Here is a 25,232-nt window from a genome sequence, read left to right as displayed (position 1 = left end):
ACCGAACGGTTTGTCAATCGACGGGGGGATGCCACTGAGCCGGGACGGCGAGAGCGACCGCCGGCGCTCACGCCGTCCCGATACACACCTACGCGGAGGCAGCCGCCTCGCGCTGCAGCTCGAGTGCGATGTCGATGAGCTGGTCCTCCTGACCGCCGACGAGCTTGCGCTGACCGGCGCGCACCAGGAGCTCCGCAGAGGAAACGCCGTAACGCTCGGCCTGACGCTCCGCGTGCTTGAGGAAGCTCGAGTACACGCCCGCGTAGCCCATCATCAGGGCCTGACGATCGAGCAGGCACTCCTGCGGCATCACCGGACGCACCACGTCCTCCGCAGCATCAGCGATCTTGAAGAAGTCGATACCCGTCTTGATACCGAGCTTGTCGCACACGCCGACGAACGCCTCGACCGGAGTGTTACCGGCTCCGGCACCGAACCGGCGAGTACTGCCGTCGATTTGGGTGGCGCCGGCCCGCACCGCGAACACCGAGTTCGCGACGGCGAGATCCATGTTCTCGTGACCGTGGAAGCCGACCTGCGCGTCGTTCCCGATCTCGGCGACGACCGCGGCGACGCGATCAGAGACCTGCTCGAGCACCAGCGCACCGGCCGAGTCGACGACATACACACACTGGCAACCCGCATCGACCATGATGCGCGCCTGCTTGGCGAGCACCTCCGGAGGCTGGGAATGCGCCATCATGAGGAAGCCGACGGTCTCGAGACCCTGCTCGCGGGCAAGACCGAAGTGCTGGATCGAGACGTCTGCCTCGGTGCAGTGAGTGGCAATACGGCAGATGGACGCGCCGTTGTCCTGGGCGACGACGATGTCCTCTTTGATGCCCAGTCCCGGCAGCATGAGAAACGCGATCTTGGCGTTCTTGGCGGTCTCGGCCGCGATCGAGATCAGTTCCTGCTCAGGGGTCTTCGAGAAGCCGTAGTTGAGCGAGGAACCGCCGAGACCGTCACCGTGGGTGACCTCGATGACCGGAACGCCGGCACCGTCCAGGGCGGCGACGATGTTGCGCACGTCGTCGGCGGTGAACTGGTGGCGCTTGTGGTGCGAGCCGTCACGCAACGAGGTGTCGGTAACGCGGATATCGAGTGTGTCCGAAAAAGTCATGCTGTTCCCCTAGACCCGTGCGTTCTGAGATGAGCGGCTGTCGACGATCTTCCGGGCGATCTCCTCGCCAACCTTGGTCGCGGCGGCGGTCATGATGTCGAGGTTGCCCGCATACGGCGGCAGGAAGTCGCCGGCGCCCTCGACCTCGACGAAGATCGAGACGGTGGCGTGGCCACCGGAGACGATGCTCGGCTTGTCGAACTGCGGGTCATTGAGCAACCGGTAGCCGGGCACGTACTCGGCGATGTCCTTCGCCATGCGGTGCACCGATTCGGAGATCGCGTCCGTGTCGGCATCCTCGGGAATCGCGCAGAAAATGGTGTCACGCATGATCATCGGCGGCTCGGCCGGGTTCAGGATGATGATGGCCTTGCCGCGCTCGGCGCCACCGATCACCTCGACACCGCGGCTGGTGGTCTTGGTGAACTCGTCGATGTTGGCGCGGGTACCCGGCCCCGCACTCTCCGAGGCGACCGATGCGACGATCTCGGCGTAGGGCACCGGCACAACACGAGACACCGCGTGCACCATCGGGATCGTCGCCTGGCCGCCACACGTGATCATGTTGACGTTGGGCGCGTCGAGATGGGCGTGCAGGTTCACCGGGGGCACGACGGCGGGGCCGACGGCGGCCGGTGTCAGGTCGATGGCCTGGATCCCGGCCTCCGCATAGCGCGGAGCCGCGGCGCGGTGCACGTACGCCGACGTCGCCTCGAAAACCAGATCCGGCTTCTCATCCTGATTCAGCAGCCAGTCCACACCCTCGGCGGAGGTCTCGAGACCCATCTTGCGCGCGCGGGCAAGGCCCTCGCTGGCGGGATCGATACCGATCATCCAGCGCGGCTCGAGCCACTGGGACCGCTGCAGCTTGTAGAGCAGGTCGGTGCTGATGTTGCCCGAACCCACGATTGCGACACTTGCCTTGGTCATGAGAACTCCTACTTGAACTGCAGGGACACCGAACCGAGCCCAGCAAAATCGGCACGGAAGTGGTCGCCCGGATGGGCGTCGATCGCGCGGGTGCACGACCCGGGGAGGACGATGTCGCCGGCCTTGAGACGCACGCCGAAGCTCTCGACCTTGCGGGCCAGCCAGGCCACGGCAGTCACCGGATTCCCGAGGACCGCGTCGCTGCGGCCCTCCGCGATGCGCTCACCGTTGCACGTGAGCACGGCGTCGATGGCCTTGATGTCGATGTCGGCCGGGGCGACACGGGCCTTGCCGAGCACGAAACCCGCCGATGACGCATTGTCGGCGATGGTGTCGGCCAGACCGATCTTCCAATCCTTGATGCGGCTGTCGATGAGCTCGATCGACGGCGCGAACGCGATGGTCGCGTCGAGCACATCCTGCTCGGTACAGTCGGCGCCGGGCAGGTCCGCCCCGAGCACGAAGCCGACCTCGACCTCGACGCGGGGGAAACAGTAGCGCGAGGTATCGACCGGCTGTTCCTCGAAAACTTCCATCTCGTCGAGGAGATGGCCATAGTCCGGCTCATCGACCCCCATCATCTGCTGCATTGCCAGCGAGGACAGCCCGACCTTGTGCCCGACGACCTTCGCACCCGCGTCGAGCCGACGACGGATGTTCACCAGCTGGATCTCGTACGCGTCCACGACGTCGATGTCGGGGTGTGCGGCGACGAGCGGATCGATGGGCACGCGCCCGCGTTCCGCGGCGTCGAGCCGGTCCGCGATTTCGGTACGGAGTTGGGTCGACAGCATGTCCTGTTCCTCTTCGGCCTCAGTGCTTCCCGGGATGCCCCGGCGGTTTCCAGCAGATCTCGTACGCCGTTCGCTGCTGCAACAGCTCCCGGTGCAACGTGTTTTCGTTTGCCAACGCCGCGTTCGCCAGCGCCAGGTGATACTTACTGGCAGCAAGCATGGACTATCCGCCTCATCATTCTATAACGTGTTCTACATGAGCAAGCAGGAATACGACATCGTCGTCGTCGGCAGCGGTGCCGCCGGTATGACCGCAGCCCTGACCGCCGCGCACCAGGGTCTCAGCGTGGTCGTCGTCGAGAAGGCGGCCCACTACGGCGGCTCGTCCGCACGGTCCGGCGGAGGTGTCTGGATCCCCAACAACGAGGTGCTACAACGCGACGGCGTCACCGACACGACCGACGCCGCACGCACGTACCTGCACAGCATCATCGGCGACGTCGTCGCCCCGGAGAAGATCGACACCTACATCGATCGCGGCCCGGAAATGCTGTCGTTCGTGCTGAGGAACAGCGCACTCGAGCTGCAGTGGGTTCCGGACTACTCGGACTACTACCCGGAGGCGCCCGGGGGACGCCTCGGTGGACGCTCGGTCGAGCCTGTCCCCTTCGACGGCAATCGGCTCGGCGACGACCGTCGCAACCTCGAGCCCGACTACGTGAAGGCCCCCAAGAACTTTGTCATCACCCAGGCCGACTACCGCTGGCTCAACCTGCTGATGCGCAACCGCCGCGGACCACTGCGCGCGATGAAGGTAGGCACCCGATTCATCGCTGCGAAGCTGCGCGGCAAGGATCTGCTGGTGCGCGGCCAGGCACTGATGGCCGGCCTGCGCCTGGGCCTGCGGGACGCCGGCGTACCGATCCTGCTCAACACGCCCCTGACCGAGCTCTACACCGAGGGCGACGTCGTGCGCGGCGTGAAGGTGCTCGTCGACGGGCAGGAGCAGATCATCCACGCCCGCCACGGTGTCGTACTGGGCTCCGGCGGCTTCGAGCACAATGACGAGATGCGTAAGAAGTACCAGCGTGCCCCGATCGGCACCGAGTGGACCGTCGGCGCCAAGGCCAACACCGGCGACGGCATCATTGCGGGCCAGAAGCTCGGTGCAGCAGTCGAATTCATGGAGGACGCGTGGTGGGGTCCGTCGATCCCACTGACCGGCGGCCCGTGGTTCGCACTGTCCGAGCGCACGCTGCCCGGCTGCATGATGGTCAACACCCGAGGCAAGCGCTTCGGCAACGAGGCCGCACCGTACGTCGAGGCCACGCACATGATGTACGGCGGCAAGTACGGCCAAGGCGAGGGTCCCGGCGAGAACATCCCCACCTGGATGATCCTCGACCAGCGCTACCGCAACCGCTACACCTTCGCCGGCATCACGCCGCGCTCACCGTTCCCGGGTCGCTGGCTCAAGGCCGGCATCATCGTCAAGGCCGGCACCATTGCCGAACTGGCCGAGAAGACCGGGCTTCCGGCGGACACACTTGCCGAAACGGTGGAGCGGTTCAACGGCTTTGCCCGAGCCGGCAAGGACGAGGACTTCGGCCGTGGAGACAGCGGATACGACCACTACTACGGAGATCCGCGCCTGAAGAACCCGAGCCTCGCCGAGATCTCCAAGCCGCCCTACTACGCGATCAAGATGGTCCCGGGCGACCTCGGCACCAAGGGCGGAATCTCTACCGATATCGACGGTCGCGCGCTGCGCGAGGACGGCAGCGTCATCGAGGGCCTCTACGCCGCAGGAAACGTCAGTGCACCGGTAATGGGACACACGTACGCCGGCCCCGGCGCCACCATCGGTCCCGCGATGACCTTCGCGTACCTCGCCGTCCTCGACATCGCCGACCGTGCCCGCGCCGCAGCGCAGTCCGTCAACAACTGATAGGAGGATCGACAGTGCCCATCGATCCCGCGATCGCCATCGGCGCCGAGCTTCCGGCGCAAGAGTTCTCCTGGACGGCATCGGACGTCCAGCTCTACCACCTGGGTATCGGTGCCGGTGCGCACCCACTCGATCCCCGCGAGCTGATGTACCTCGACGATTCCAAGCCCCAGGTGCTTCCGACGTTCGCCACTGTTGTGGCGAACATCCACGCAACCGAGGCTCCCCGAGTCTCGTTCCCCGGCGTCGAGATCGACCTCGCGAAGGTCGTACACGGAAGTCAGGAAGTCACCGTTCACCAACCGATTCCGTCGTCCGGATCGGCCCGCACGACGACGCGGATCGCCGAGGTGTGGGACAAGGGCAAGGCCGCGGTCATCGTGCAGGAGTCTTCGACGGTCGCACACGACGGAACCCCGCTCTGGACCGCCCGCTCGTCGATCTTCGCGCGTGGCGAGGGTGGATTCGGGGGTGAACGCGGCCCGTCGGATGCGATCGCGCTGCCCGACCGCGAACCCGATTTCGAGGTACTCTCGCCGACCCTGCCGCAGCAGGCTCTGTTGTACCGGATGTGCGGAGACAGGAACCCGTTGCACTCGGATCCCGAATTCGCCACCGCGGCGGGGTTCCCTGCACCTATTCTGCATGGACTGTGTACATACGGGATTATTTGCAAGGCCGCGACCGACACCGCCCTTGGCGGTGATGCGAATCGCGTCAAGGGATTCCGGGCTCGCTTCGCTGGGGTTGTCTTCCCCGGCGAGTCTCTGCGAACTCGGATCTGGCGCGAGGACGATCGGTTGCTGATCTCGGCAACCGTTCCCGAGCGCGAAGATTCGCCGGCTCTGGCCGACGTCGTGCTCACCATCTCGTAGCGAACGGCGTACACGAAGCTGTGCCGATCGGATCGACCTCACCGTCGATCCGATCGGGTCTATCTGCATACGGACTTTCTCCCCCACAACACACTTTGGAGTACACAAATGACGGCACAAGATGAGCAGCTCCGCTTATCGCGGAGAGGATTCCTCGCCGCCGGAGCGGGCGCCCTGGCAGTAAGCGCAGCCGGCGCCTGGACCCCTGCTTTCGCAGTTCCCGCCGGCTCCTCCGGCTCGCTCGGCTCCCTCGGTTCCTCGGGCCCGGTCGCGCCGCTGCCCACGCCGCCGAACTTCCCGAACGGCATCGCGCTTTTCCAGCAGGCGTACCAGAACTGGTCCAAGGAGATCATGCTGGACGCGACCTGGGTCTGCTCACCGAAGACTGCGGACGATGTCGTCCGGCTTACCAACTGGGCGCACGAGAACGGTTACAAGATCCGTCCCCGAGGCGCGATGCACGGTTGGACCCCGCTCACCGTCGAGAACGGTGCGAACGTCGACAAGGTGATTCTCGCCGACACGATGACGCACCTCAATGCGGTCACAGTGCACCCGGGATCCCCGGCGACCGTCACCGCCGGTGCCGGTGCCAGCATCGAGGCGATCGTGACCGAACTGCAGAAGCACAACCTCGGTTGGGCCAACCTGCCGGCTCCCGGTGTGCTGTCGATCGGCGGCGCACTTGCAGTCAACGCACACGGTGCGGCCCTGCCCGCCGCTGACGAGGAGCCGGTGCCGGGCCACACATTCGGCTCGCTGAGTAACCTGGTCACCTCACTGACCGCGGTCGTGTGGGACGGCAACAAGTACGCGCTGAAGACGTACCAGCGCAACGATCCTAAGATCACCCCGATGCTCGCGAACCTCGGGCGTTGCTTCATCACCTCGGTGACGATGCAGGCTGGCCCGAATGTCCGGCAGCGCTGCCAGAGCTTCACCGACATCGGCTGGCGGGAATTGTTCGGCCCGAAGGGTGCGCCCGGCCGGACTTTCGAGAAGTTCATCGCGGAATCCGGTCGCGCGGAAGCTATCTGGTACCCCTTCACCGACAAGCCGTGGATGAAGGTCTGGTCGAACTCACCGACCAAGCCGGACACGTCCAACGAGCTCGGCAGCCTCGGTAGCGCCGGATCGCTCGTGGGCAAGCCTCCGCAGTCGCGTGAGGTCACCGGCCCGTACAACTACATCTTCTCCGACAACCTGCCGGAACCGCTCACCGACATGATCGGTGCTATCAATGCCGGGAATCCCGGTATCGCACCACTGTTCGGTCCCGCGATGTACGAGATCACCAAGCTCGGACTCGCCGCGACGAATGCCAACGACATCTGGGGCTGGTCCAAGGATGTCCAGTTCTATATCAAGGCCACGACGCTGCGGCTGACCGAGGGCGGCGGCGCCGTCATCACGAGCCGCGCCAATATCGCGACGGTTATCCACGACTTCGCCCACTGGTTCAACGAGCGCATCGAGTTCTACCGCGCCAAGGGCCAGTTCCCGCTCAACGGCCCAGTCGAGATCCGCTGCTGCGGTCTCGATCAGCCCGCCGACGTCCAGGTGCCGTCGGCCGGTCCGCCGACCATCGCGGCTACCCGTCCGCGTCCCGATCACCCCGAGTGGGACGTCGCCATCTGGCTGAACGTGCTGGGCGTTCCGGGCACCCCCGGAATGTTCGAGTTCTACCAGGAGATGGAGCAGTGGATGCGGACGCACTACAACAACTCCGACGCCACGTTCCGTCCCGAATGGTCGAAGGGCTGGGCGTTCGGTCCCAACCCGTACACCGACGTCGACATCGTCACGAACAAGATGCCCGCCACCTACCGCCAGGGCGTTCCGGTCACCGAGAACTGGGACACGGCCCGCGCGCGTTTCAACGAGATCGACCCGCACCGCATCTTCACCAACGCCTTCATGGATCAGCTGCTGCCGTAACGCACGCAGAACCCGTTCCATCGATGCCGGTGATGCCTGCGCAACTGCACAGGCACCACCGGCATTTCTCGTACCGCGAGCTCCTTCCGCTTTCGGAGTACCGTCGAAGGTGATGCACGACAACCGGTGACAGACGTGACCTTAGGGAGTGCCGTCATGACCGCATCCACGCCGGATCCCACTCCGCCCCCACCGTCGGAGCCGATCCCTCCCGCGCCCTCGCCGCAACAGCCGCCGCCGCCGCCGAGCAACGCCGGCTGGGCGGTCGCCGCTCTCGTCGCGTTCTGGCCTCTCGCGTTCGCCGCCTTCAGCAACGCATTCGACGTGTACCCACGGTGGGCACGGGGGGACTTCGCCGGAGCCCAGTACGCATCCGATCGCGTCCGTAAGCTCGGCCAGCTGTCGCTGTGGATCCTCGGAGGAATCCTCGTCCTGGTCGCGATCGCGTACATCGTGATGGCCGCGGTGTGGATCTCACACGGCGGTGACTACGACGATTCGTGGCGACGCCACGGCCGGATGGACTGGTAACCGGTACCGAGCAAGACCCGAGGCATCACCGGCCGGTCGCGAGGATCACGACGGCACAGGCCCCAGCGAGACCGGACACCGTTGCGGCCACCCCTGCCATCAGCAGGAAGGGCGGTTCCGACCGTTCGGCACCGAACTCCTCCGCCGCCCGCTCGTAACGGCGTCGAGCCGTCACCACCACGACCGAGGCGGCCGCAATCGCCCACAGCCCCACCGCTTGCACGACGACCGACGACCCAGGCACGTACCGCAGACAGAGGAACGCGACGGCCGCCAGACTCGCTGAGGTGCGTACCCACGCGAGTGTCGTTCGTTCGGGCTGCAGACCCGGGTCTCGATGCGACGCGGCCGGGGCCATCAGCGCCCCGCCACCACGATCAACAGCGTGACACCCGCCCCTGCGATCAACCCGACGAGCAGCGCCGCGACCGCGGGCACCGGCAGACTCCGCCCCATCCGCATCGCCGCCTCGACGCCCATCCAACGGAGAAACGCAAACAGCACCAGCAAGATCGCGCCCACCAGCAGGCCGATAACCAGAACTCCGTGGACGACGGGACCAACGACACTGTCCCCGAACGCCTCGAGCCCGACGGCAGCGGCAATCAATCCGAGCGCAGTCCGGATCCAGGCGAGGAAGGTGCGTTCGTTCGCGAGCGTGAACCGGGGATCCGGGTCGTCGCCGTCCCGGAATGCCTTGGGCCGCCACCCTCGAACCGTCAAAGCCAAGGTCCTTCCTCGCCGTTCGTGTACCTCATCGGACGTCACCCGGCCGTTCGGCGAGTACGTCGTCGAACCTCACCTTAGTCGGCGGATCGGTATCGGTGGAGCCCCGCGCGCGCCATGACTTGCGGCGCCGCCTCCGGATGAGTGCGAACGATCTGCTGACTCAATCCACCTGGGTATGTGGAGCTTCGAGCGCGCCCACCGACATGTCGATCAGATGGGCCACCGTCTGGTCGGAGCTGACCTGCAGAATCTGGGTTCCGTTTGCGCGGCGCTGCTCGAACACGGCGAGCGCGGACATCGCCATCGTGAGCATCAGGTCCACCCGCGCCGCCGCGACACTGTGCGGAAGGTGCGTGAGAGCTTTCAACAGCCTCTCCGACACTTGACCACTGGCCTCGGTAATCGACGACAGTCCGGGACTGGTGAGGTCCACCGACGGCGAAACCCGTGCAATGAACTGCACATGGAACGAGTCGGTACTCGAGGTACGTAGCATGTCCGCGAGCGGCACCACGACCGCTTCGACCAGTGCACGCACGTCTTGCCCACGCCCCTCGGCGTCGATCTGATCGAGAAAACGGTGCCTCGTGCGGTCGATCTCCTTCATCCGCCGCCGAAACACCTCCAGCACAAGCCCCTCCCGGCCACCGAAGTGGTACTGCACGGCCGAGTTGTTCTTCTGCCCGGACGCCGAGGCTATGTCCCGCATCGAAACTCCGTCGAGACCGCGCTCAGCGAACATGCGTTCCGCCACCTCGATCATGGCATGCTTCGAATTGCCGGGGTTCGACACGGTGTCGACGCTAAAAATCGCTGACGGGAAAGTCAATACCACCGCTCGCCGATGCACCCGTGGCGGGCCTAACGAACGACCCACCGCCTGGACGAGAAGCGGGGTGAGGCAATGAATCCACTGCCCCACCCCGTTCCACGTCTGTTCGGACTAGACCGAAAGCACAAGCCCCGATGTCGGGACTCCGGTGCCGGCGGTCACGAGAACGTTCTCGACATCCGGCACCTGGTTCACCGAGGTCCCCCGAATCTGCCGCACGCCCTCCGCGATGCCGTTCATGCCGTGGATGTAGCCCTCGCCGAGCTGGCCACCGTGAGTGTTGAGCGGTAGTCGTCCACCCAGCTCGATCGCACCGCCGGCGATGAAGTCGCGCGCCTCGCCCCGGCCACAGAACCCGAGCTCCTCGAGCTGCATCAGCACGAACGGCGTGAAGTGGTCGTACAGCACCGCGGTCTGCATGTCCGACGGCCCCAGACCCGACTGCCCCCACAACTGGTTGCCGACGAGCCCCATTTCCGGCAGCCCTGTGAGACCGTCCCGGTAGTAGCTGGTCATGATGTACTGATCGGTGCCACTACCCTGCGCGGCCGCGGCGATGATTGCGGGTGTGTTCGGCAGATCACGGGCACGCTCCGCGGACGTCACGACGATCGCGATGCCGCCGTCGGTCTCCTGACAGCAGTCCAGCAGGTGCAGCGGCTCGGCGATGAATCTCGAATTCTGGTGGTCCTCGAGCGTGATCGGCTTGCCGTAGAAGAACGCCTTCGGATTTGTGGCCGCATGCTTGCGGTCCGCGACCGCGACACGGCCGAAATCCTCACTGGTGGCGCCGTACACGTGCATGTACCGCTGCGCGACCATCGCGACGAACGAAGCCGGTGTGCCCAGCCCGTGTGGGTACGAGAACGCATTGTCCGTGCCGGACGAGTTGACTTGTTGCACCAGTCCGGCATTGACCTGACCGAAGCGGGCACCCGAGCGCTCGTTGAACGCGCGATAGGCCACCACGACATCCGCGATGCCGGTCGCGACCGCCATCGCGGCCTGTTGAATGGTTGCGCACGCCGCACCGCCGCCGTAGTGGATGCGGCTGAAGAACTTCAGGTTCGGAATGCCCACTGAACGGGCAACGGCCGCCTCAGTATTGGTGTCCATCGTGAACGACGTGAGGCCGTCCACTTCCGACGGCTTCAGACCCGCGTCGTCGAGCGCGGCCTGGACTGCCTCCGCCGCGAGCCGCAGCTCGCTGCGCCCCGAGTCCTTCGAGAAGTCGGTGGCGCCGATGCCGACGATCGCGGCCTTACCGGAAAGCCCGCTCATTTCGCTACTCCCTCAATGTCATTGACTACGAGGGTGACCGTGGAGGTGATGTGGTCGCCGAGGCTGTCAGTGCCGACCACCGTGACAGTCACGAGGCCGTCCGCAGCGGCGGTCACCTCACCGGACAGGTGCAGCGTGTCGTAGGCGTACCACGGCACACCGAGCCGCAGCTTGATGGACGTGATCCGCGCCCGCGGTCCGGCCCAGTCGGTGACGAATCGCTGCACGAGCCCGGTGTCGGTCAGGATATTGACGAAGATGTCCTTCGACCCGCGCTGCTGAGCCTTGTCCCGATCGTGGTGCACGTCCTGGAAGTCCCTGGTGGCCAAGGCCGTCGAGACGATGAATGTGGGATCTCCGTGGATCGACAGGCCCGGGAGCTTGTCGCCGATGGAGATATCGAGTGCGCTGGTCATCACGACTCCTTCACCGGACGCCATGCGTACAGCGTCCAGGGTTCGTTCCCGGTCTCGTCATCACCCGGGAAGTCGAGGTAGATCGCCTCCACGGGCATGCCGACGGTAACCTCGGACGGATCGGCGACACGCAGCTCGCCGAGCATGCGCACGCCCTCCTCGAGTTCGACGAGGGCCACCACGAACGGCAACGACCGACCGGGCACCTTGGGGGCGTGGTGGACGACGAAGCTGAACACCGTTCCACGACCCGACGCGATGACATAGTCGGTGGTCTCGGACTTGTCCTTCCACAACGCGGGCACCGGCGGATGCTGCAGCGTCCCGTCGGGCCGCTGCTGAATCCGCAGCTCGTGTGCAGCAACGCCGTCCCAGAAGAACTGGGTGTCGCGCGACGGTGTGGGGCGCAACATCCGCTTCGGATCGAGATCCTCAGGGACTCCGGATGTCTCGGATGCGGACAGCTCCGATACCTTCGCCGGCGGCGCAAACTTCAGGATGCGGAACATCATCTCGGCGACGACCTCGTCGCCCACCTTCCAGAAGTTGCGGGTGGTGAAGAACCAGCCCTCGCCGAGGCCCGTCTTCTTGGGCCCGACAACGTCTTCGAGGGTCGACTCGATGGTCACCTCCTCCCCCAGGCGGAGGTACCGGTGGTAGATCTGATCGCAGTTGGTGGCGACGACGGACGTATAGCCGGCGTCGTCGAGGATCTGCGTCATCCGCCCCAGCGGATCGTCTTCCTCTCGGACCGCGCCGAGCCCACGCATCGTCCACACCTGCGCCATCGCGGGCGGTGCGACGATGCCGCCGTGACCGGCCGCTACCGCGGCGTCGGCGTCCACGTAGATCGGGTTCTCGTCGCCGATCGCCTCGAGCCAGCTGCGGATCATCGGCATGTTCACCGGGTCGCGGCCGGCTCGTGCCTTGCTCTCGCCGTCAGCCTTGATCTGCGCGGCGCCGGCGAGGATCTGCGCGGCGCTGTCGTCTTCGTCGGAAACAGCGCTCACCTTGGTTGCGTCGGTCATCGCGGCACCTTCGGCAATCCCAGGCCGGCCATGGCGATGAGCTCACGCATCACCTCGTTGACACCGCCGCCGAATGTGATGACCACGTTCCGCTTGACCTGAACGTCGAGCCAGCGCATCAGCGCGGCCGTCTCCGGGTCGCCGGGGTCTCCGTGCGTGCCGATGATCTCGTCCGCAATCCGGCCGACCCGTTGAATCCGTTCGGTGGCAAAAACCTTGGTTGCCGAAGCATCGGCGATGTCGACGTCACCGGTCGCGGCGGCTACCTGCCAGTTCAGCAGCTCGTTGAGCCGGTAGGTGGCATGGATCTCGCCGAGCCCACGCTGGACATCAGGTAGGGCGAGCAGGTCATGCTTCGCGGCCCACCCGTGCACCTTCTCGTACAGGCCCGCGACTCGGCCGGCCGGGCCGAGCATGACGCGCTCGTGGTTGAGCTGCGTCGTGATCAGCCTCCAACCCTTGTTCTCCTCTCCGACAAGCATGCTCGCGGGCACGCGGACGTCGGAGTAGTACGTCGCGTTGACGTGGTGGGCGCCATCCGCGGTGATGATCGGGGTCCACGTGAAACCGGGATCCTTGGTGTCGACGATGAGGATCGAGATGCCCCGGTGCCGCGAGTCGGCGGCACCGGTGCGCACCGCGAGCCAGATGTAGTCCGCGTCGTGGCCGCCGGTGGTGAAGATCTTCTGTCCGTTGACGACATAGTCGTCACCGTCGCGCACCGCCGTCGTCCGCAACGCCGCCAGGTCTGTGCCGGCGTCGGGCTCGGAGTAGCCGATCGCGAAGTGCACCTCGCCGGCGAGGATCGCCGGCAGGAACTTGCGCTTCTGCTCCTCGGTTCCGTAGGTCTGCAGCGTCGGCCCGACCGTCTGCAGCGTCACCGACGGCAACGGAACATCCGCTCGCACAGCCTCGTTGACGAAGATCTGCTGTTCGATCTCACCGAAGCCGCGGCCGCCGAACTCGACCGGCCAGCCGACACCGAGCCAGCCGTCCTTGCCCATCCGGCGGATGACCTCGCGATAGGTGGTGCCGTGCCGTTCGGTCAGCATGATCTCGGCCTCGGCCGGCGAGATCAGTCCGGAGAAGTAGCGGCGCAGTTCCGCCTGCAGCTCACGCTGCTCGGGTGTCAGATCGATGAACACCGGGCCCCCACGAGGTCGAGTCGGTACGAGGCGCCGCCGACGAGGCGCGCCAGGTCTTTGGCAATGGAGAAGTAGCGGTGCATCGGGTAGGTCACGTCCACACCCAGCCCGCCGTGCAGATGGTGCAGCGTGCGCATCGCGGCCGGCACCTCGGCTGCGATCCAGTAGGCCATCACCTCGAGATCGTCATCCGCGTCAAGCCCCTCGGTGACCCGCCATACGGCTGCCAGGGCCGAGACGTGCAGCGTCCGGGAAGTGACGTAGACGTCAGCGATCTGCTGGGCCACCGCCTGGAACGTGGCCAGCGGCTTGCCGAACTGCTCGCGGGTGGCCAGGTGACCGGCGGCGAGGCCGGTGGCACCGGCGAGCAGTCCGTCCGCGTACGCGCCGATGCTCGCCAGCGCGATCCGGTAGAGCGTCGCGACGCCGTCCACGCCGCCCGTCAGGACATCGGCGGCCGGAACGCGCACGCCGTCGAGGCGTAGCGAGAACTCCGGTCCACCAGACGAACTCGGGCTACGGGTGAGCGTCACACCCGGAGCATCCGGCGCCACCAGCACGACACCGGCATCGGTGGGTACCAAGATCCGGAATGCAATGTCCGCGAACGGAACCGCAATCTTGTGACCGGTCACCACAACGCCGTCACCGTCCGCGACTGCGGTCGTCGACGGCTGCGCCGGGAAGGCCGCACCCCGCTCCGCAAGCGCCGCGGTGAGCACCCGCCCGGCCGCTATCTCGCCGAGTAGCGAATCCTGCTGCTCGGGCGTGCCGAGTGCGAGCACGGGCAGTACGCCGAAACCGAGCGTCGCGAGCGCTGGCACCGGAGCGGCACCGCGGCCGATCTCGGTGAGCATCGTCGCCACCTCGGCCAGGCCGAATCCGTCGCCACCGAGCCGCTCCGGCACGGCGAGCGAAAGCAGATCCGCCTTCGCCAGGGCCTGCCACAGCTCTGGGCTGAATCCACTGGTGTCAGCGGGATCGGTGTGCTCGCGGGCCAGCAGGCCCACGACGATCTCCGCCACCGTTTCTTGAGTCTGATCCTGAGAGAAGTCCACGCTGACAATCCTGCCTACGAGTTAGAACGTGTTCCAGTTGTATCACCTGAGGCAGTGCGGCGAAAGGCCTGGCACCGGGACGGCCCGCTCATCACGTTCCGCCCCGGGCCAGGCCGTCTCACCTGGTCAGTCGCGCGGCAGTCCCAGCAGGCGTTCGGCCGCCACCGTGAGCAGGATCTGCGTCGTACCCCCCGCGATCGACAGGCAGCGCGTGTTGAGGAACTCTCGCGTGAGCGGGCCCTCCAACCAGCCGTCCGAACCGGCCAGTTCCATCGCGAACTCGGCGACGGCCTGCCGATTGCGGACGCCGACGAGCTTGCGAACACTCGAGCCCGGACCCGGGTCCTGCCCGTCCAGCTGCCGGAGCGTCGTGCGGAGCTCGAGTAGCGAACCCACGAGTGCCTCGGCGATGAGCGCCCCCAGATGGTCGGCAGTCACCGCGTCCGGCTCGCCGGCCAGCTCGAGGAGTTCCTCGACGGCCTTGCCCAGCGACGAACCTCCACTCATGGCGACCCGCTCGTTGGCCAGGGTCGTGCGGGCGAGCTTCCAGCCGCCGTTGACCTGCCCCACGACGCAGTCGTCCGGCACGAAGACGTCGTCGAGGAATACCTCGTTGAACAACGCGTCGCCGGTGATCTCCCGCAGCGGCGAGATCCGGATCCCGGCGGTGCGCATGTCGAGCACGAAGTACGTGATGCCCTTGTGCTTGGGCGCGTCCTTGTCCGTGCGCGCCAGGCAGATCGCCCAGTCGGCCTCGCGGGCCAACGACGTCCACACCTTCTGGCCGTTGAGTTTCCAACCGCCGTCGACCTTCTCAGCCGTAGTGCGCAGGGCGGCCAGATCGGAGCCTGCGCCAGGCTCGCTGAACAGCTGGCACCAGGTGAGCTCGCCGCGCAACGTCGGCAGCGCAAACCGCTCGATCTGCTCGGGGCTGCCGTGTTCGAGGACGGTCGGCACCGCCCACCATCCGATCACCAGATCCGGCCGGTCGATGCCCGCCTCGTTGAGCTCCTCACCGATCAGGATCTGCTCCGCGGCACTGGCCCCTCGACCGTACGGGCGGGGCCAGTGCGGCGCCGCGTAACCGGACTCTGCAAGCGCCACCCGGCGCTCCGCCTCCGGCAGCGCCACCAGCGCGGCCACCTCGGCACGGATGGAAGCCCGCTCGGCCTCGAGCTCGGACAGATCGATCGACAGGTGTCGGCGGGCACCTGCGCGCGTCAGTTCGGTGACCCGGGCGCGCCACACATTGCTGCCACCGAGCACCTGCCGCAGCGATACCGCGCGACGCAGGTAGAAGTGCGCGTCGTGCTCCCACGTGAAGCCGATGCCGCCGAGGATCTGGATGCAGTCCTTGGCGGTCTGTGCGGCAGCGTCGAGCGCTATGGAAGCGGCGACTGCGGCAGCGATCGACAGCTCGGGCTCACCGCCCACGCGATCCGAATCTGGATCCGGCAGTGCGTCCTCGGCCGCCACCGCGGAATCCCATGCGACTGCACGAGCCTGCTCGACCCGGCAGAGCATCTCCGCACACAGGTGCTTGATCGCCTGGAACGAGCCGATCGGCTTGCCGAACTGCTCGCGGATCTTGGCGTACTCGACCGCGGTGCGCAGGCACCAGCCGGCGACACCGGCCGCCTCGGCGGCCCCGAGTGTGGCGGCCAGATCTCGCACCAATTCCGGGGTGACGCCGGTGACGATCCGGTCCGCCGAGACCGCCACGCCGTCCAAGCGAACGCGGGCGAGGGAGCGACTCTTGTCGATCGAGTCGGCAGCCTCCACCGCGAGCCCCCCTGCAGCGCCGTCGACCAGGCACCACACCGGGCCGTCGGCGGAATCGCCCACGGCAGCCGGCACGAGCACCGCGACACCCTGCTCGCCGCCGAGAGCGAAGCCCGCGTCACCGGTGAGCACGAGACCGCCATCGGCGTCCCGCACAGCGGACACGGCCGGTCCGTCGAGTGCCACCGCACAGGGCAATTCGCCCTCCGCGATCTGCGCAGCCCACTGTTTCGCGGCGGCGCCGCGGGTGCGTCCGAGCACCAGAGATGCGAGCGCGGTCGACAGAACCGGACCGCCGACAAGTTCGGTTGCGGCCTGTTCCAGCATCGCGGCCAGGTCCACGATCTGACCCCCCACACCGCCGACCGATTCCGGAACACCCACCGCGAACAGCCCCAGATCGGCCACCGCGGGCCACATCCGACGCCACGAATCCGCAGGTCCTTCGCGTAATGTATCTATTGGGGCCGCGGAGCGGGCCCACGCTCGAATCGACTCCTGGACGGCCCTCTGCTCGTCGGTGGTGGCGATTGTCACAACGTCTGCCCGCCTTTCATGGATGACATTTTCATCTAGAACGTGTTCTAATATGCTCGGCCGTCAAGAGTCAAGGCGCGAAGGAAATGTCGATGACCACCTCATCTCGATCCCAAGCTGCAGGGGGCACCGTCACTACCCTCAGCGAGGACGATCTCAGCTCGAACGCTCAGCGCGAGCGTCGCAAGAGAATCCTGGACGCCACCCTGGCGCTCGCCTCCAAGGGAGGCTACGAGGCCGTGCAGATGCGCGCAGTGGCCGAGCGGGCCGATGTCGCCGTCGGAACCCTGTACCGCTACTTTCCGTCCAAGGTGCATCTCCTGGTATCCGCCCTGGCACGCGAGTTCGAGAAGATCGAGTCCAAGGGCAAGATCCCCCCTGGCCAGAGCGCGCTCGAGCGGATGCAATTGATCCTCGGCCAGATCACGAAGGCCATGCAGCGCGACCCCCTCCTCACCGAGGCGATGACCCGCGCCTTCATGTTCGCCGACGCGTCCGCGGCCGCCGAGGTGGACCAGGTCGGAAAACTCATGGACACCCTGTTCGCGCGTGCCATGACCGACGGTAAGCCCACCGAGGAAGAGCTCGCGATCGCGCGGGTCATCAGCGATGTGTGGCTGTCGAACCTCGTCGCCTGGCTCACTCGCCGGTCCTCGGCTACCGACGTCGCAAAGCGGCTGGAACTGACCGTCGAACTCCTCCTCGGCGAAGGATTCCGCACCCCGCTGTAAGACCTGGGCGGCACGCGAAAGCGCCGGTGTGACGTATGCAGCGCGCCTCCTCGTCCGTCATCGCTTAGGTTTGAACCTGTGAGCGCCCTGGATCTGCCGATCGAACTCCGCCGAGCCCTGTCCACCGTTGCCCGGACACCACGGTTACTGGTGGCATCCGACTACGACGGCACAATGGCCCCCATCGTGTCGGACCCCGAGAAGGCCTACCCGCACGCGGAATCGGTACGGGCATTGCGCGCCCTCGCGGGACTGGCCGCCACCACTGCAGCGGTCATTTCCGGCCGTGCGCTCAAGGATCTGGCGACGCTGTCCCGCCTGCCCGTGGAAGTCCAGCTGGTCGGCAGCCATGGTTCGGAGTTCGACGTCGGCTTCGTGCACGCGATCGACGCCAACGCCCGCAAGCTCCTGAGCGAGGTCACCTCCGAACTGACCCGGATCGCCCACCTGCACTCCGGTGTCACCGTCGAGACGAAACCGGCCAGCGCAGCTCTACACGTGCGCAACGCGAGCCCCGAAGCGGGCGCGATGGCCCTCTCTGCCGTCCGCGCCGAGGCCGCACTGTGGACCGGCGTCCAGGTCACCGAAGGCAAGTCGGTCATCGAGCTCGCCGTCGTCGCAACCGACAAAGGCAACGCACTCGACATCCTGCGCCACCAGGAGGGCGCAACGGCCGCGGTGTTCTTCGGCGACGATGTCACCGACGAGAAGGCCTTCGGCCGCCTGCAGGGTCCCGATCTCGGCATCAAGGTCGGCGACGGCGACACCCTCGCCGAGTACCGCGTCGAATCCACCGAGGACGTCGCGGCGGCACTGGCGTTCCTGTTCGAGGAGCGCCGCACCTGGCTGTCGGGGGCGGACGCGCCTCCCATCGAGCGGCTCACGATGCTCGCGAGCCCGCGCTCGGTCGCGCTCATCACGCCCGATGCGAACATGACCTGGATGTGCCACCCCGAGCCGGATTCGGCCGCGGTGTTCGCGCACCTCCTCGGAGGAACCGAGGCCGGACACTTCAGCGTCGGCCCCCAGCGGGCGGCGCTCCCGCTGAGCCAGCAGTACCTCGACGGAACCATGACGGTGCAGACCCGCTGGGCCAGCCTGACGGTCACCGACTATCTGCCGCACGACGTCCAGCCGAGCCGCACCGACCTCACGCGCGTTATCACCGGCCGCGCGAAGGCAGTCGTGAGTTTCGCGCCGCGACCCGAATTCGGCCAGGTGCCCGTCCAGCTCGAGCCGGAGGCCGAGGGTCTGCGGGTCTCCGGCACCAGCGAACCGATGGTGCTGCGCTCCCCCGGCGTGCGCTGGAACATCACCACCGACGGCACCCAGCAGACCGCGCACGCGGTCATCAATCCCTCACAGGGACCGATCGTTCTCGAACTCCGTTGCGGCACCGAAGATCTGGGCCCCTCACTGCTGTCGGAGTCGGAGCGCCGGGAGATCGCCGAATCGTACTGGCGGGACTGGGCCAACACGCTCGACCTGCCGCCGCTCAAGCCGGATCTGATGAAGCGGTCGGCTCTCACGCTGCGCGGCCTGGTACACGCTCCCAGCGGATCGATCCTCGCGGCGGCCACGACGTCGCTGCCGGAGGAGATCGGCGGCGTCCGCAACTGGGACTACCGCTACTGCTGGCTGCGCGACGCGGCACTGACCGCGTCCGCGCTGGTGAGCCTCGGCTCCCTCGGGGAGGCCGAGAACTACCTCGAGTGGGTGCACCGCGTGCTCGAGACGTTGCACGGTCCGGAGCGGTTGCACCCGCTGTACACGCTGTACGGCACCGGCCTGCCGCCCGAGGCGGTGATCGACTCGCTGCCCGGGTATGCGGGATCGCGCCCCGTGCGCGTCGGCAACGCCGCGAACCAGCAGGTCCAGCTGGATGTGTTCGGCCCCATCGTCGACCTGATCTCGAACCTGGCCCTGGCCCGACAGAAGAAGGGCATCACCGGATCGGACGCACTCACCGACCGCGACTGGGAACTCGTGTCCGCGATGGTCGAGGCGGTCGAGCGGCGTTGGAGCGAACCGGATCACGGCATCTGGGAGATCCGCGACAACCCGCGGCACCACGTGTACTCGAAGGTGATGGGCTGGCTCACCGTCGACCGCGCCCTCACGCTGGCCGAGAGCTTCGGCCGCCAGGCGGGCGATACGTGGACGGCGCTGCGCGACGAGATCTCCGAGGAGGTGACCGAGAAGGGGTGGAACGCGGATGTCGAGTCGTACACCGCCGCGTACGACGGCACCGATCTCGACGCCGCAACGCTGCACATCGGACTGTCCGGGTTGATCGACCCTTCGGACGAGCGTTTCGCCGCGACCGTGGTCGCGACCGAGGCCGAGCTGCGCAGCGGTTCGACGGTGTACCGGTACCACCACGACGACGGACTGCCCGGCACCGAGGGCGGGTTCCACCTGTGCGCGGCATGGCTGGTGGAGGCCTACCTACTGATCGGTCAGCGCTCAGACGCCGAGGCATTGTTCAAACAGCTGGTGAACGCGGCGGGCCCGACGGGCCTGCTCGCGGAGGAGTACGACCCCGTCGCGGAACGCTCGCTGGGCAACCATCCACAGGCATACAGCCACCTGGGTCTACTGCGCTGTGCGCAGTTGCTCAGCGCGGACGCCCGGCGCTGACACTGTCGGCGTCCCCGCCGAGCCTATGGCTCGGGCGGGGATGCTGCCGTGTGGCCGCGCACGAGCTCGGTTTCGAGCATCTCCACGGTGGTGACACCGGAGTCCGACCGCGACATCAGTAGCGCACCGGCGCGACGCCCCTTGTCCTCCTGCGGCTGACGTACCGTGGTGAGGCCCTCTCGCAGGGCGTCCTCGACGCCGTCGAATCCGGTGATCGACAGCCGCCCGGGAACATCGATGCCCTCGCACCGCGCCCAGTCCAGCGCGCCGAGAGCAAGGACATCCGTGGTGCAGATCAGTGCGGTGATCCGGGGATTGACGACGAGCGCCTGCGCCGCCGCGGAGTGCCCCGCACGTCCGTTGTGCTCGTAGCGTTCGATCACGGTGAGCGACTGCGGGTGTAAGCCGGCGGCCGCCATCGCGTCGCGCACCCCGAGTATCCGCTCGCGCTGGACGTGGAAGTTGGGCGAGTGCAGCCGGGTGCCGTCGACGACACCATCGGACCGGTCGCGCCCGAGTCGCATGCAGAGAACACCGATCTCCTTGTGTCCCAACGAAATAAGATGGTCGGCAACCTTGCGCATCGCCCCCCGGTCGTCGATGCCGACGAGTGAGGCCCCCGGCATCTCGCGGGGCTGGTCACAGATGACGGTCGGCAGGTTCCGTTCGCGCACCGCGGTCAGATAGGGATCGTCGTCGGCAACGGAATACACCACGAAGCCGTCGACACCGGCTTGCTGCACCACAGCGGCGGCTTCGACATCGTGACGACCGGGGCCGGCTGGAATGAGCAGCAGACCCTGCCCGGCCGCCTCACACGACTCGGTGAGGCCCGCCAGGAAGCTCATCGCGGCCGGATCACGGAACGAGTAACTCAAGGCCTCGGTGAGCAGTAGGCCCACCGCGCCGGCGCGGCGGGTGCGCAAGGACCGGGCCACCGGGTCCGGCCCCGGGTAGCCGCGGCGCTTGGCGGCCTGCAGCACACGCTCGCGCAGCTCAGCCGACAGCTGGTCGGGGCGGTTGTAGGCATTGGAGACGGTCGTCCGCGAGACCTTCAACTCGGCGGCGAGCGACGCCAGAGTGGCTTGGCGGCGTGGCTGTCGAGACCTTGGCATAACGGGACGGTAGCGGGTGACGGAGCGATCAGGGAACTGAGCCGCGACCCCGGGTGACGCGACCTGCGAACTTCCGCTAATGTGTAAACGGGAACCGTTACCAATAGCGTTTTCGGTCGATCCGGAACAGCAGACGTTTCCGGTTGACAGCAGAACAGTCGTCAGCGACCAGGAGAGATTTGTGAGCATGCCCCGCAGGTCCCGTGTCTTACGTTCCGCCACGGCGGCCGTCGGGTTGTCCCTCGCTGCAGTGGCACTGACCGCGTGCGGCGGCTCGGGAGGATCCGACGGCGAGCTCCGCGTAGTGGCCTCCACCAACGTGTGGGGCAGCGTCGCGCAGGCCGTCGCCGGCGACCGAGTCCAGGTCACGTCGATCATCTCGGAGCCGTCGGCCGACCCCCACTCGTACGAGGCCAGCCCATCCGATGCGGCCAAGGTCACCGACGCATCGCTGGTGATCCTCAACGGCGGCGGCTACGACCAGTTCGCCGAGAACATCCTCGAATCCACCGGCTCCAAGCCCACCGTCAACGCCTTCGACCTGTTCGAGGAGCGCACCGGCACCCACGCGGCCGAGTCCGAAGGCGAGCACGCGGACCACGCACACGGCTCGGTCAACGAGCACATCTGGTACGACATGCCCACCGTCGACGCCACCGCGAGCGCGATTGCCGAACAGCTCGGCACGCTCGATCCGGACGGCGCCGCCACCTACCGCAGCAACGCCGAGGCGTTCCGCACGCAGCTGCGTCAGGTATCGGAGACATCCGCCGCGATCGCCGCCGCGCACCGCGACGCTCCGGTCGCGCAGACCGAACCGATCGCCTACTACCTCCTGCAGGCCGCCGAGTTGAAGGACCGCACCCCTACCGACTTCACGAGCGCCGTCGAGAACGGGACCGATCCGTCGCCCGCCGCGATCGCCGCGACCCGTCAGCTGATCACCGACCGGCAGGTACGGATCCTCGTCTACAACATCCAGACCCAGGACAAGGTGACTCGCAACATCCGTGAGACCGCCGAACGCTCGGGCATCCCGATCGTCGAGATCACCGAGACGCTGCCCGAGGGCCTGGACTTCGTGCAGTGGCAGACGCGGACAGCGCAGTCACTGGCCGACGCGCTTGACTCCGCGTCGTGAGCGTCTCCATCGATGTGGCCGGTTCCTCCGCCGCGCCGCCCGCAGTGGAACTGCGCGACGCGTGCCTCGCGTTCGGCGACCGCACCCTGTGGTCGGGCCTGAACCTGGCCGTCCAGCAGGGTGAGTTCATCGCCGTCCTGGGACCCAACGGATCCGGGAAGACATCGCTGCTGAAGGTGCTGCTCGGGCAGCTGGCGCCGACCTCGGGAACGGTGACGATCGCGGGGACTCCGGCACAGGCGGGCAACTCGCACGTCGGTTACGTGCCACAACAGAAGTCGATGGACGACGGACTACCACTGCGCGGACGCGACCTCGTCGGCCTCGGCTTCGACGGGCACCGTTGGGGCACAGGACTACTGGGCCGCAGCAAGCGGCGCACGATAGTCGACTCGGCCATCGCGCAGGTGGGGGCGCAGTCCTATGCCGACGCACCGATCGGATCGATGTCGGGAGGTGAGCAGCAGCGGCTGCGGATCGCGCAGGCCCTCGTCGGCGACCCCAAGGTACTGCTGTGCGACGAGCCACTGCTGAGCCTGGATCTCGCGAACCAGCACCGCGTTTCCGAACTGATCGACAGGCGCCGTCGTGAGCACGACACCGCGGTCCTGTTCGTCACCCACGAGATCAACCCGATCCTGCCGCTCGTCGACCGCGTGCTCTACCTCGTCGACGGCAAGTTCAAGATCGGCACCCCCGCAGAGGTCATGACGGCCGAGGTCCTGTCCGAGCTGTACCGCACTGACGTCGAGGTGCTGCACGTGCGTGGGCGCCTGGTGGTCGTCGGCACCGGCGATGCCATCGACGCGCTCGGCGGCGGCGGGCCGCGCCCCGGCGAGGGTGTCCACCACACCGAGGACCACGCATGAGCATCGAGTTCAGCAGCAAATTCTCAGACGCGATGTCGCGGATGTTCGACTTCTCCGCAACCGCGGACCTGCTGCAGTACGACTTCGTGCAGCAGGCCCTGATCGCGGGCGCGATCCTCGGCCTGCTCGCCGGCGTGATCGGCCCACTGATCGTGAGCCGGCAGATGTCGTTCGCGGTGCACGGGACGTCGGAGCTGTCACTGACCGGTGCATCGGCCGCGCTGCTGATCGGAGTCGGTGTCGGCATCGGCGCTGTCGTCGGCTCCGTTGTCGCGGCAGTCCTGTTCGGACTTCTGGGAACTAAAGCGCGCGAACGTGATTCGGTGATCGGCGTCATCATGGCGTTCGGCCTGGGTCTGTCGGTGCTGTTCCTGTGGGCATACGACGGCCGCACCGGCACCAGTTTCTCGCTACTCGTCGGGCAGATCGTGGCCCCTGGCAACTCCGGCCTGGCATTGCTGCTCGGCTGCGCCGTCGTCGTGATCGGCACGCTCGCCGTGATCTACCGGCCGCTGCTGTTCGCGAGCACCGACCCCGACGTCGCCGCCGCCCGCGGCGTCCCGGTGCGCGGGCTGTCGATCGTGTTCGCCGTCCTCGTCGGCATCACTGCCGCGCTGGGCGTGCAGATCGTCGGCGCACTACTCGTCATGGCGCTGCTGATCACCCCGGCCGCTGCAGCCGCGCACGTCACCGCGAGCCCCCTGCGTGCGACCGTGCTCGCCGTCCTGTTCGCCGAGCTCGCTGCCGTCGGCGGCATCCTGCTCTCGCTCGCGCCCGGCGTTCCGGTGTCGACGTTCGTCACCGCCATCTCGTTCGTGATCTACCTGGTGTGCCGAGCCGTCGGATCTGTCCGTCGCCGATCGGCGGGGCGCGTGCTCGTCACTGCCTGACCGCGAGGCACGAATCGCTATCGCATTCGGAAACTCTGGCAGGTGGCGTTCACGACTTCCGTGCGGTGATCGAGAACATCAGCGGGATACTCGCGAACTCTGACGGTGGAGCGAATCGCCGCCCGGGGAGTTCCTCCATGCGGTCGAACCCACGCCATCCGTTCGCATAGGGGTACTCGGATATCGACTCGATCGTCAGTCCCGCCGACCTCAGCGCTGTAGCGATCTCGGCGATGGACCAATTGAACTCGGTCGACGGGTACGGGTTGGCAAACACGGCAGCACCCGGAGCAGAGTCCGGGGCGATGGTGTCCGCAACGTAGTCACCGACACCGGTCGATTCGACGATCGGAGTTGCACCCCCATAGGGGTAGGCCGGTCTCCAGTTTTCGTCGAACACGAGCGAGAATGGATGGAAGTCGATCAGTACGAACAGCCCTCCGGGGGCGAGCGCCCGGGCAATGCCCTGCGCCCAGGCGGTGAGATCGGTCAGCCAGATGACGGCTCCGTAGGAGGAGAAGACGCGGTCGAAACGGTTGCTGCCACACGCGGCCGAATCGAACCAGTCGTAGATGTCTGCGCGCTCGAACAGCGCATCGACTGGCACCTCCGCGGCCAGTTCTCGCGCGAAATCGATGGCCTCGTCCGAGATATCGACGCCCACGACGTCAGCGCCCAGCAGGGCAAGACTGAGAGAGTCCTGCCCGCTGTTGCATTGCAGATGAACGACTTTGCGGCCGGAGAGTTCGCCGAGCAACTCGATCTCCTCGGGAAACAGAGTGCTGCCGCCCGATCGGAAGTACTCGGCCTGATCCCCCTTGTGCGAGTTGTGCGCGACGGTCGCGGCATTCCACGACCGACGGTTGACCTCATGTACAGCGCGGTCGACCATATCTCCCTAACTACTGTTCGAATGTCCGGATTCGGAACCTACGCCGATCACACCTGAATCGGCCACC

The 25,232-nt window shown here is 66.8% G+C and carries 24 protein-coding genes; 9 read left to right on the top strand and 15 right to left on the bottom strand.

The genetic code is table 11. From position 1 onward, the window contains the following. Positions 1-88: 88 nt before the first annotated feature. The 4 genes from dmpG to ERC79_RS23125 are packed head-to-tail and all read right to left on the bottom strand — an operon-like array spanning position 89 to position 3,007. Positions 89-1,123, bottom strand: coding sequence for a 4-hydroxy-2-oxovalerate aldolase (dmpG, locus tag ERC79_RS15010; RefSeq protein WP_131579236.1), 1,035 nt, complete (start codon positions 1,121-1,123; stop codon positions 89-91). 9 nt (positions 1,124-1,132) lie between these two features. Beyond that, on the bottom strand, positions 1,133-2,053 hold the full coding sequence (locus tag ERC79_RS15005) for an acetaldehyde dehydrogenase (acetylating) (RefSeq protein WP_131579235.1): 921 nt from the start codon (positions 2,051-2,053) through the stop codon (positions 1,133-1,135). Positions 2,054-2,061: 8 nt separating this feature from the next. Continuing rightward, positions 2,062-2,847, bottom strand: a complete 786-nt coding sequence (locus ERC79_RS15000) for a 2-keto-4-pentenoate hydratase (RefSeq protein WP_131579234.1) — start codon at positions 2,845-2,847, stop codon at positions 2,062-2,064. 19 nt (positions 2,848-2,866) lie between these two features. Next, the gene (locus ERC79_RS23125) at positions 2,867-3,007 is read right to left on the bottom strand and encodes a hypothetical protein (protein ID WP_165497136.1); all 141 of its coding nucleotides are present in this window, start codon (positions 3,005-3,007) and stop codon (positions 2,867-2,869) included. Between the two features lie 27 nt (positions 3,008-3,034). Between ERC79_RS23125 and kstD the strand changes: the two genes are divergently transcribed. From kstD to ERC79_RS14980, 4 genes are all read left to right on the top strand, one after another. Then, a complete protein-coding gene (gene kstD / locus ERC79_RS14995; RefSeq protein ID WP_131579233.1) occupies positions 3,035-4,735 on the top strand; it encodes a 3-oxosteroid 1-dehydrogenase in 1,701 nt (566 codons plus the stop codon). Between the two features lie 14 nt (positions 4,736-4,749). Continuing rightward, a complete protein-coding gene (locus tag ERC79_RS14990) occupies positions 4,750-5,610 on the top strand; it encodes a MaoC/PaaZ C-terminal domain-containing protein (RefSeq protein WP_131579232.1) in 861 nt (286 codons plus the stop codon). A 108-nt stretch (positions 5,611-5,718) separates the two neighbouring features. Further along, positions 5,719-7,548, top strand: coding sequence for a cholesterol oxidase substrate-binding domain-containing protein (locus ERC79_RS14985; RefSeq protein WP_131579231.1), 1,830 nt, complete (start codon positions 5,719-5,721; stop codon positions 7,546-7,548). A gap of 156 nt (positions 7,549-7,704) precedes the next feature. Then, on the top strand, positions 7,705-8,079 hold the full coding sequence (locus tag ERC79_RS14980) for a CD225/dispanin family protein (protein WP_131579230.1): 375 nt from the start codon (positions 7,705-7,707) through the stop codon (positions 8,077-8,079). A 25-nt stretch (positions 8,080-8,104) separates the two neighbouring features. Here ERC79_RS14980 and ERC79_RS14975 read toward each other — a convergent pair whose 3' ends face one another. From ERC79_RS14975 to ERC79_RS14935, 9 genes are all read right to left on the bottom strand, one after another. Continuing rightward, the gene (locus tag ERC79_RS14975; RefSeq protein ID WP_131579229.1) at positions 8,105-8,437 is read right to left on the bottom strand and encodes a DUF202 domain-containing protein; all 333 of its coding nucleotides are present in this window, start codon (positions 8,435-8,437) and stop codon (positions 8,105-8,107) included. After that, complete coding sequence (locus ERC79_RS14970) at positions 8,437-8,802, bottom strand: DUF202 domain-containing protein (RefSeq protein WP_131579228.1); 366 nt, start codon at positions 8,800-8,802, stop codon at positions 8,437-8,439. Before ERC79_RS14970 ends, ERC79_RS14975 begins: the two co-directional genes overlap by 1 nt. A gap of 166 nt (positions 8,803-8,968) precedes the next feature. Beyond that, positions 8,969-9,643: a TetR/AcrR family transcriptional regulator gene (locus tag ERC79_RS14965; RefSeq protein WP_242676580.1), complete on the bottom strand. Its 675-nt coding sequence runs from the start codon at positions 9,641-9,643 to the stop codon at positions 8,969-8,971. A 108-nt stretch (positions 9,644-9,751) separates the two neighbouring features. Next, positions 9,752-10,921 carry a lipid-transfer protein gene (locus ERC79_RS14960; RefSeq protein ID WP_131579227.1) on the bottom strand — a complete coding sequence of 390 codons (1,170 nt, stop codon included), beginning with the start codon at positions 10,919-10,921 and terminating at the stop codon, positions 9,752-9,754. Continuing rightward, positions 10,918-11,337 carry a MaoC family dehydratase gene (locus tag ERC79_RS14955; RefSeq protein ID WP_131579226.1) on the bottom strand — a complete coding sequence of 140 codons (420 nt, stop codon included), beginning with the start codon at positions 11,335-11,337 and terminating at the stop codon, positions 10,918-10,920. Before ERC79_RS14955 ends, ERC79_RS14960 begins: the two co-directional genes overlap by 4 nt. Further along, a complete protein-coding gene (locus tag ERC79_RS14950) occupies positions 11,337-12,365 on the bottom strand; it encodes a bifunctional MaoC family dehydratase N-terminal/OB-fold nucleic acid binding domain-containing protein (protein ID WP_131579225.1) in 1,029 nt (342 codons plus the stop codon). Before ERC79_RS14950 ends, ERC79_RS14955 begins: the two co-directional genes overlap by 1 nt. Continuing rightward, entirely contained in the window at positions 12,362-13,510 is a 1,149-nt protein-coding gene (locus ERC79_RS14945) for an acyl-CoA dehydrogenase family protein (RefSeq protein ID WP_131579224.1), read from the bottom strand. Before ERC79_RS14945 ends, ERC79_RS14950 begins: the two co-directional genes overlap by 4 nt. Further along, entirely contained in the window at positions 13,495-14,568 is a 1,074-nt protein-coding gene (locus ERC79_RS14940; protein WP_131579223.1) for an acyl-CoA dehydrogenase family protein, read from the bottom strand. Before ERC79_RS14940 ends, ERC79_RS14945 begins: the two co-directional genes overlap by 16 nt. 126 nt (positions 14,569-14,694) lie before the next feature. After that, the gene (locus ERC79_RS14935) at positions 14,695-16,887 is read right to left on the bottom strand and encodes an acyl-CoA dehydrogenase (RefSeq protein WP_131579222.1); all 2,193 of its coding nucleotides are present in this window, start codon (positions 16,885-16,887) and stop codon (positions 14,695-14,697) included. Positions 16,888-16,979: 92 nt separating this feature from the next. On the opposite strand from ERC79_RS14935, the gene kstR reads away from it, so the two are divergent. Then, positions 16,980-17,618 (top strand): cholesterol catabolism transcriptional regulator KstR, encoded by a 639-nt coding sequence (gene kstR, locus ERC79_RS14930; RefSeq protein ID WP_131579221.1) that lies wholly within the window; start codon positions 16,980-16,982, stop codon positions 17,616-17,618. Between the two features lie 78 nt (positions 17,619-17,696). Further along, on the top strand, positions 17,697-20,258 hold the full coding sequence (gene otsB / locus ERC79_RS14925; protein ID WP_131579220.1) for a trehalose-phosphatase: 2,562 nt from the start codon (positions 17,697-17,699) through the stop codon (positions 20,256-20,258). A 23-nt stretch (positions 20,259-20,281) separates the two neighbouring features. On the opposite strand, the gene ERC79_RS14920 is transcribed toward otsB, so the two are convergent. Continuing rightward, positions 20,282-21,373: a LacI family DNA-binding transcriptional regulator gene (locus tag ERC79_RS14920; RefSeq protein ID WP_131579219.1), complete on the bottom strand. Its 1,092-nt coding sequence runs from the start codon at positions 21,371-21,373 to the stop codon at positions 20,282-20,284. A 187-nt stretch (positions 21,374-21,560) separates the two neighbouring features. On the opposite strand from ERC79_RS14920, the gene ERC79_RS14915 reads away from it, so the two are divergent. Genes ERC79_RS14915 through ERC79_RS14905 form a run of 3 tightly spaced genes read left to right on the top strand, consistent with a single transcriptional unit; the run spans position 21,561 to position 24,273 of the window. Continuing rightward, positions 21,561-22,514, top strand: a complete 954-nt coding sequence (locus ERC79_RS14915; protein WP_131579218.1) for a zinc ABC transporter substrate-binding protein — start codon at positions 21,561-21,563, stop codon at positions 22,512-22,514. Beyond that, complete coding sequence (locus tag ERC79_RS14910; RefSeq protein WP_242676579.1) at positions 22,511-23,383, top strand: metal ABC transporter ATP-binding protein; 873 nt, start codon at positions 22,511-22,513, stop codon at positions 23,381-23,383. Before ERC79_RS14915 ends, ERC79_RS14910 begins: the two co-directional genes overlap by 4 nt. After that, the gene (locus ERC79_RS14905) at positions 23,380-24,273 is read left to right on the top strand and encodes a metal ABC transporter permease (protein ID WP_131579217.1); all 894 of its coding nucleotides are present in this window, start codon (positions 23,380-23,382) and stop codon (positions 24,271-24,273) included. The genes ERC79_RS14910 and ERC79_RS14905 overlap by 4 nt, the downstream gene beginning before the upstream one ends. A gap of 49 nt (positions 24,274-24,322) precedes the next feature. Here ERC79_RS14905 and ERC79_RS14900 read toward each other — a convergent pair whose 3' ends face one another. Further along, a complete protein-coding gene (locus ERC79_RS14900) occupies positions 24,323-25,165 on the bottom strand; it encodes a class I SAM-dependent methyltransferase (protein WP_131579216.1) in 843 nt (280 codons plus the stop codon). Positions 25,166-25,232: the final 67 nt, after the last annotated feature.

The organism is Rhodococcus sp. ABRD24 (assembly GCF_004328705.1).
Classification (GTDB): Bacteria; Actinomycetota; Actinomycetes; order Mycobacteriales; family Mycobacteriaceae; genus Prescottella.
Note: the sequence above shows the minus strand (reverse complement) of the source record. Positions and strands in the feature narration are given on the sequence as shown.

Bases quoted from the DNA above. Each gene is read 5' to 3' on its own strand.
- dmpG (WP_131579236.1), bottom strand. From the start codon at position 1,123: ATGACTTTTTCGGACACACTCGATATCCGCGTTACCGACACCTCGTTG.
- ERC79_RS15005 (WP_131579235.1), bottom strand. From the start codon at position 2,053: ATGACCAAGGCAAGTGTCGCAATCGTGGGTTCGGGCAACATCAGCACC.
- ERC79_RS15000 (WP_131579234.1), bottom strand. From the start codon at position 2,847: ATGCTGTCGACCCAACTCCGTACCGAAATCGCGGACCGGCTCGACGCC.
- ERC79_RS23125 (WP_165497136.1), bottom strand. From the start codon at position 3,007: ATGCTTGCTGCCAGTAAGTATCACCTGGCGCTGGCGAACGCGGCGTTG.
- ERC79_RS14985 (WP_131579231.1), top strand. From the start codon at position 5,719: ATGACGGCACAAGATGAGCAGCTCCGCTTATCGCGGAGAGGATTCCTC.
- ERC79_RS14980 (WP_131579230.1), top strand. From the start codon at position 7,705: ATGACCGCATCCACGCCGGATCCCACTCCGCCCCCACCGTCGGAGCCG.
- ERC79_RS14975 (WP_131579229.1), bottom strand. From the start codon at position 8,437: ATGGCCCCGGCCGCGTCGCATCGAGACCCGGGTCTGCAGCCCGAACGA.
- ERC79_RS14960 (WP_131579227.1), bottom strand. From the start codon at position 10,921: ATGAGCGGGCTTTCCGGTAAGGCCGCGATCGTCGGCATCGGCGCCACC.
- ERC79_RS14955 (WP_131579226.1), bottom strand. From the start codon at position 11,337: ATGACCAGCGCACTCGATATCTCCATCGGCGACAAGCTCCCGGGCCTG.
- ERC79_RS14950 (WP_131579225.1), bottom strand. From the start codon at position 12,365: ATGACCGACGCAACCAAGGTGAGCGCTGTTTCCGACGAAGACGACAGC.
- kstR (WP_131579221.1), top strand. From the start codon at position 16,980: ATGACCACCTCATCTCGATCCCAAGCTGCAGGGGGCACCGTCACTACC.
- ERC79_RS14920 (WP_131579219.1), bottom strand. From the start codon at position 21,373: ATGCCAAGGTCTCGACAGCCACGCCGCCAAGCCACTCTGGCGTCGCTC.
- ERC79_RS14915 (WP_131579218.1), top strand. From the start codon at position 21,561: ATGCCCCGCAGGTCCCGTGTCTTACGTTCCGCCACGGCGGCCGTCGGG.
- ERC79_RS14905 (WP_131579217.1), top strand. From the start codon at position 23,380: ATGAGCATCGAGTTCAGCAGCAAATTCTCAGACGCGATGTCGCGGATG.
- ERC79_RS14900 (WP_131579216.1), bottom strand. From the start codon at position 25,165: ATGGTCGACCGCGCTGTACATGAGGTCAACCGTCGGTCGTGGAATGCC.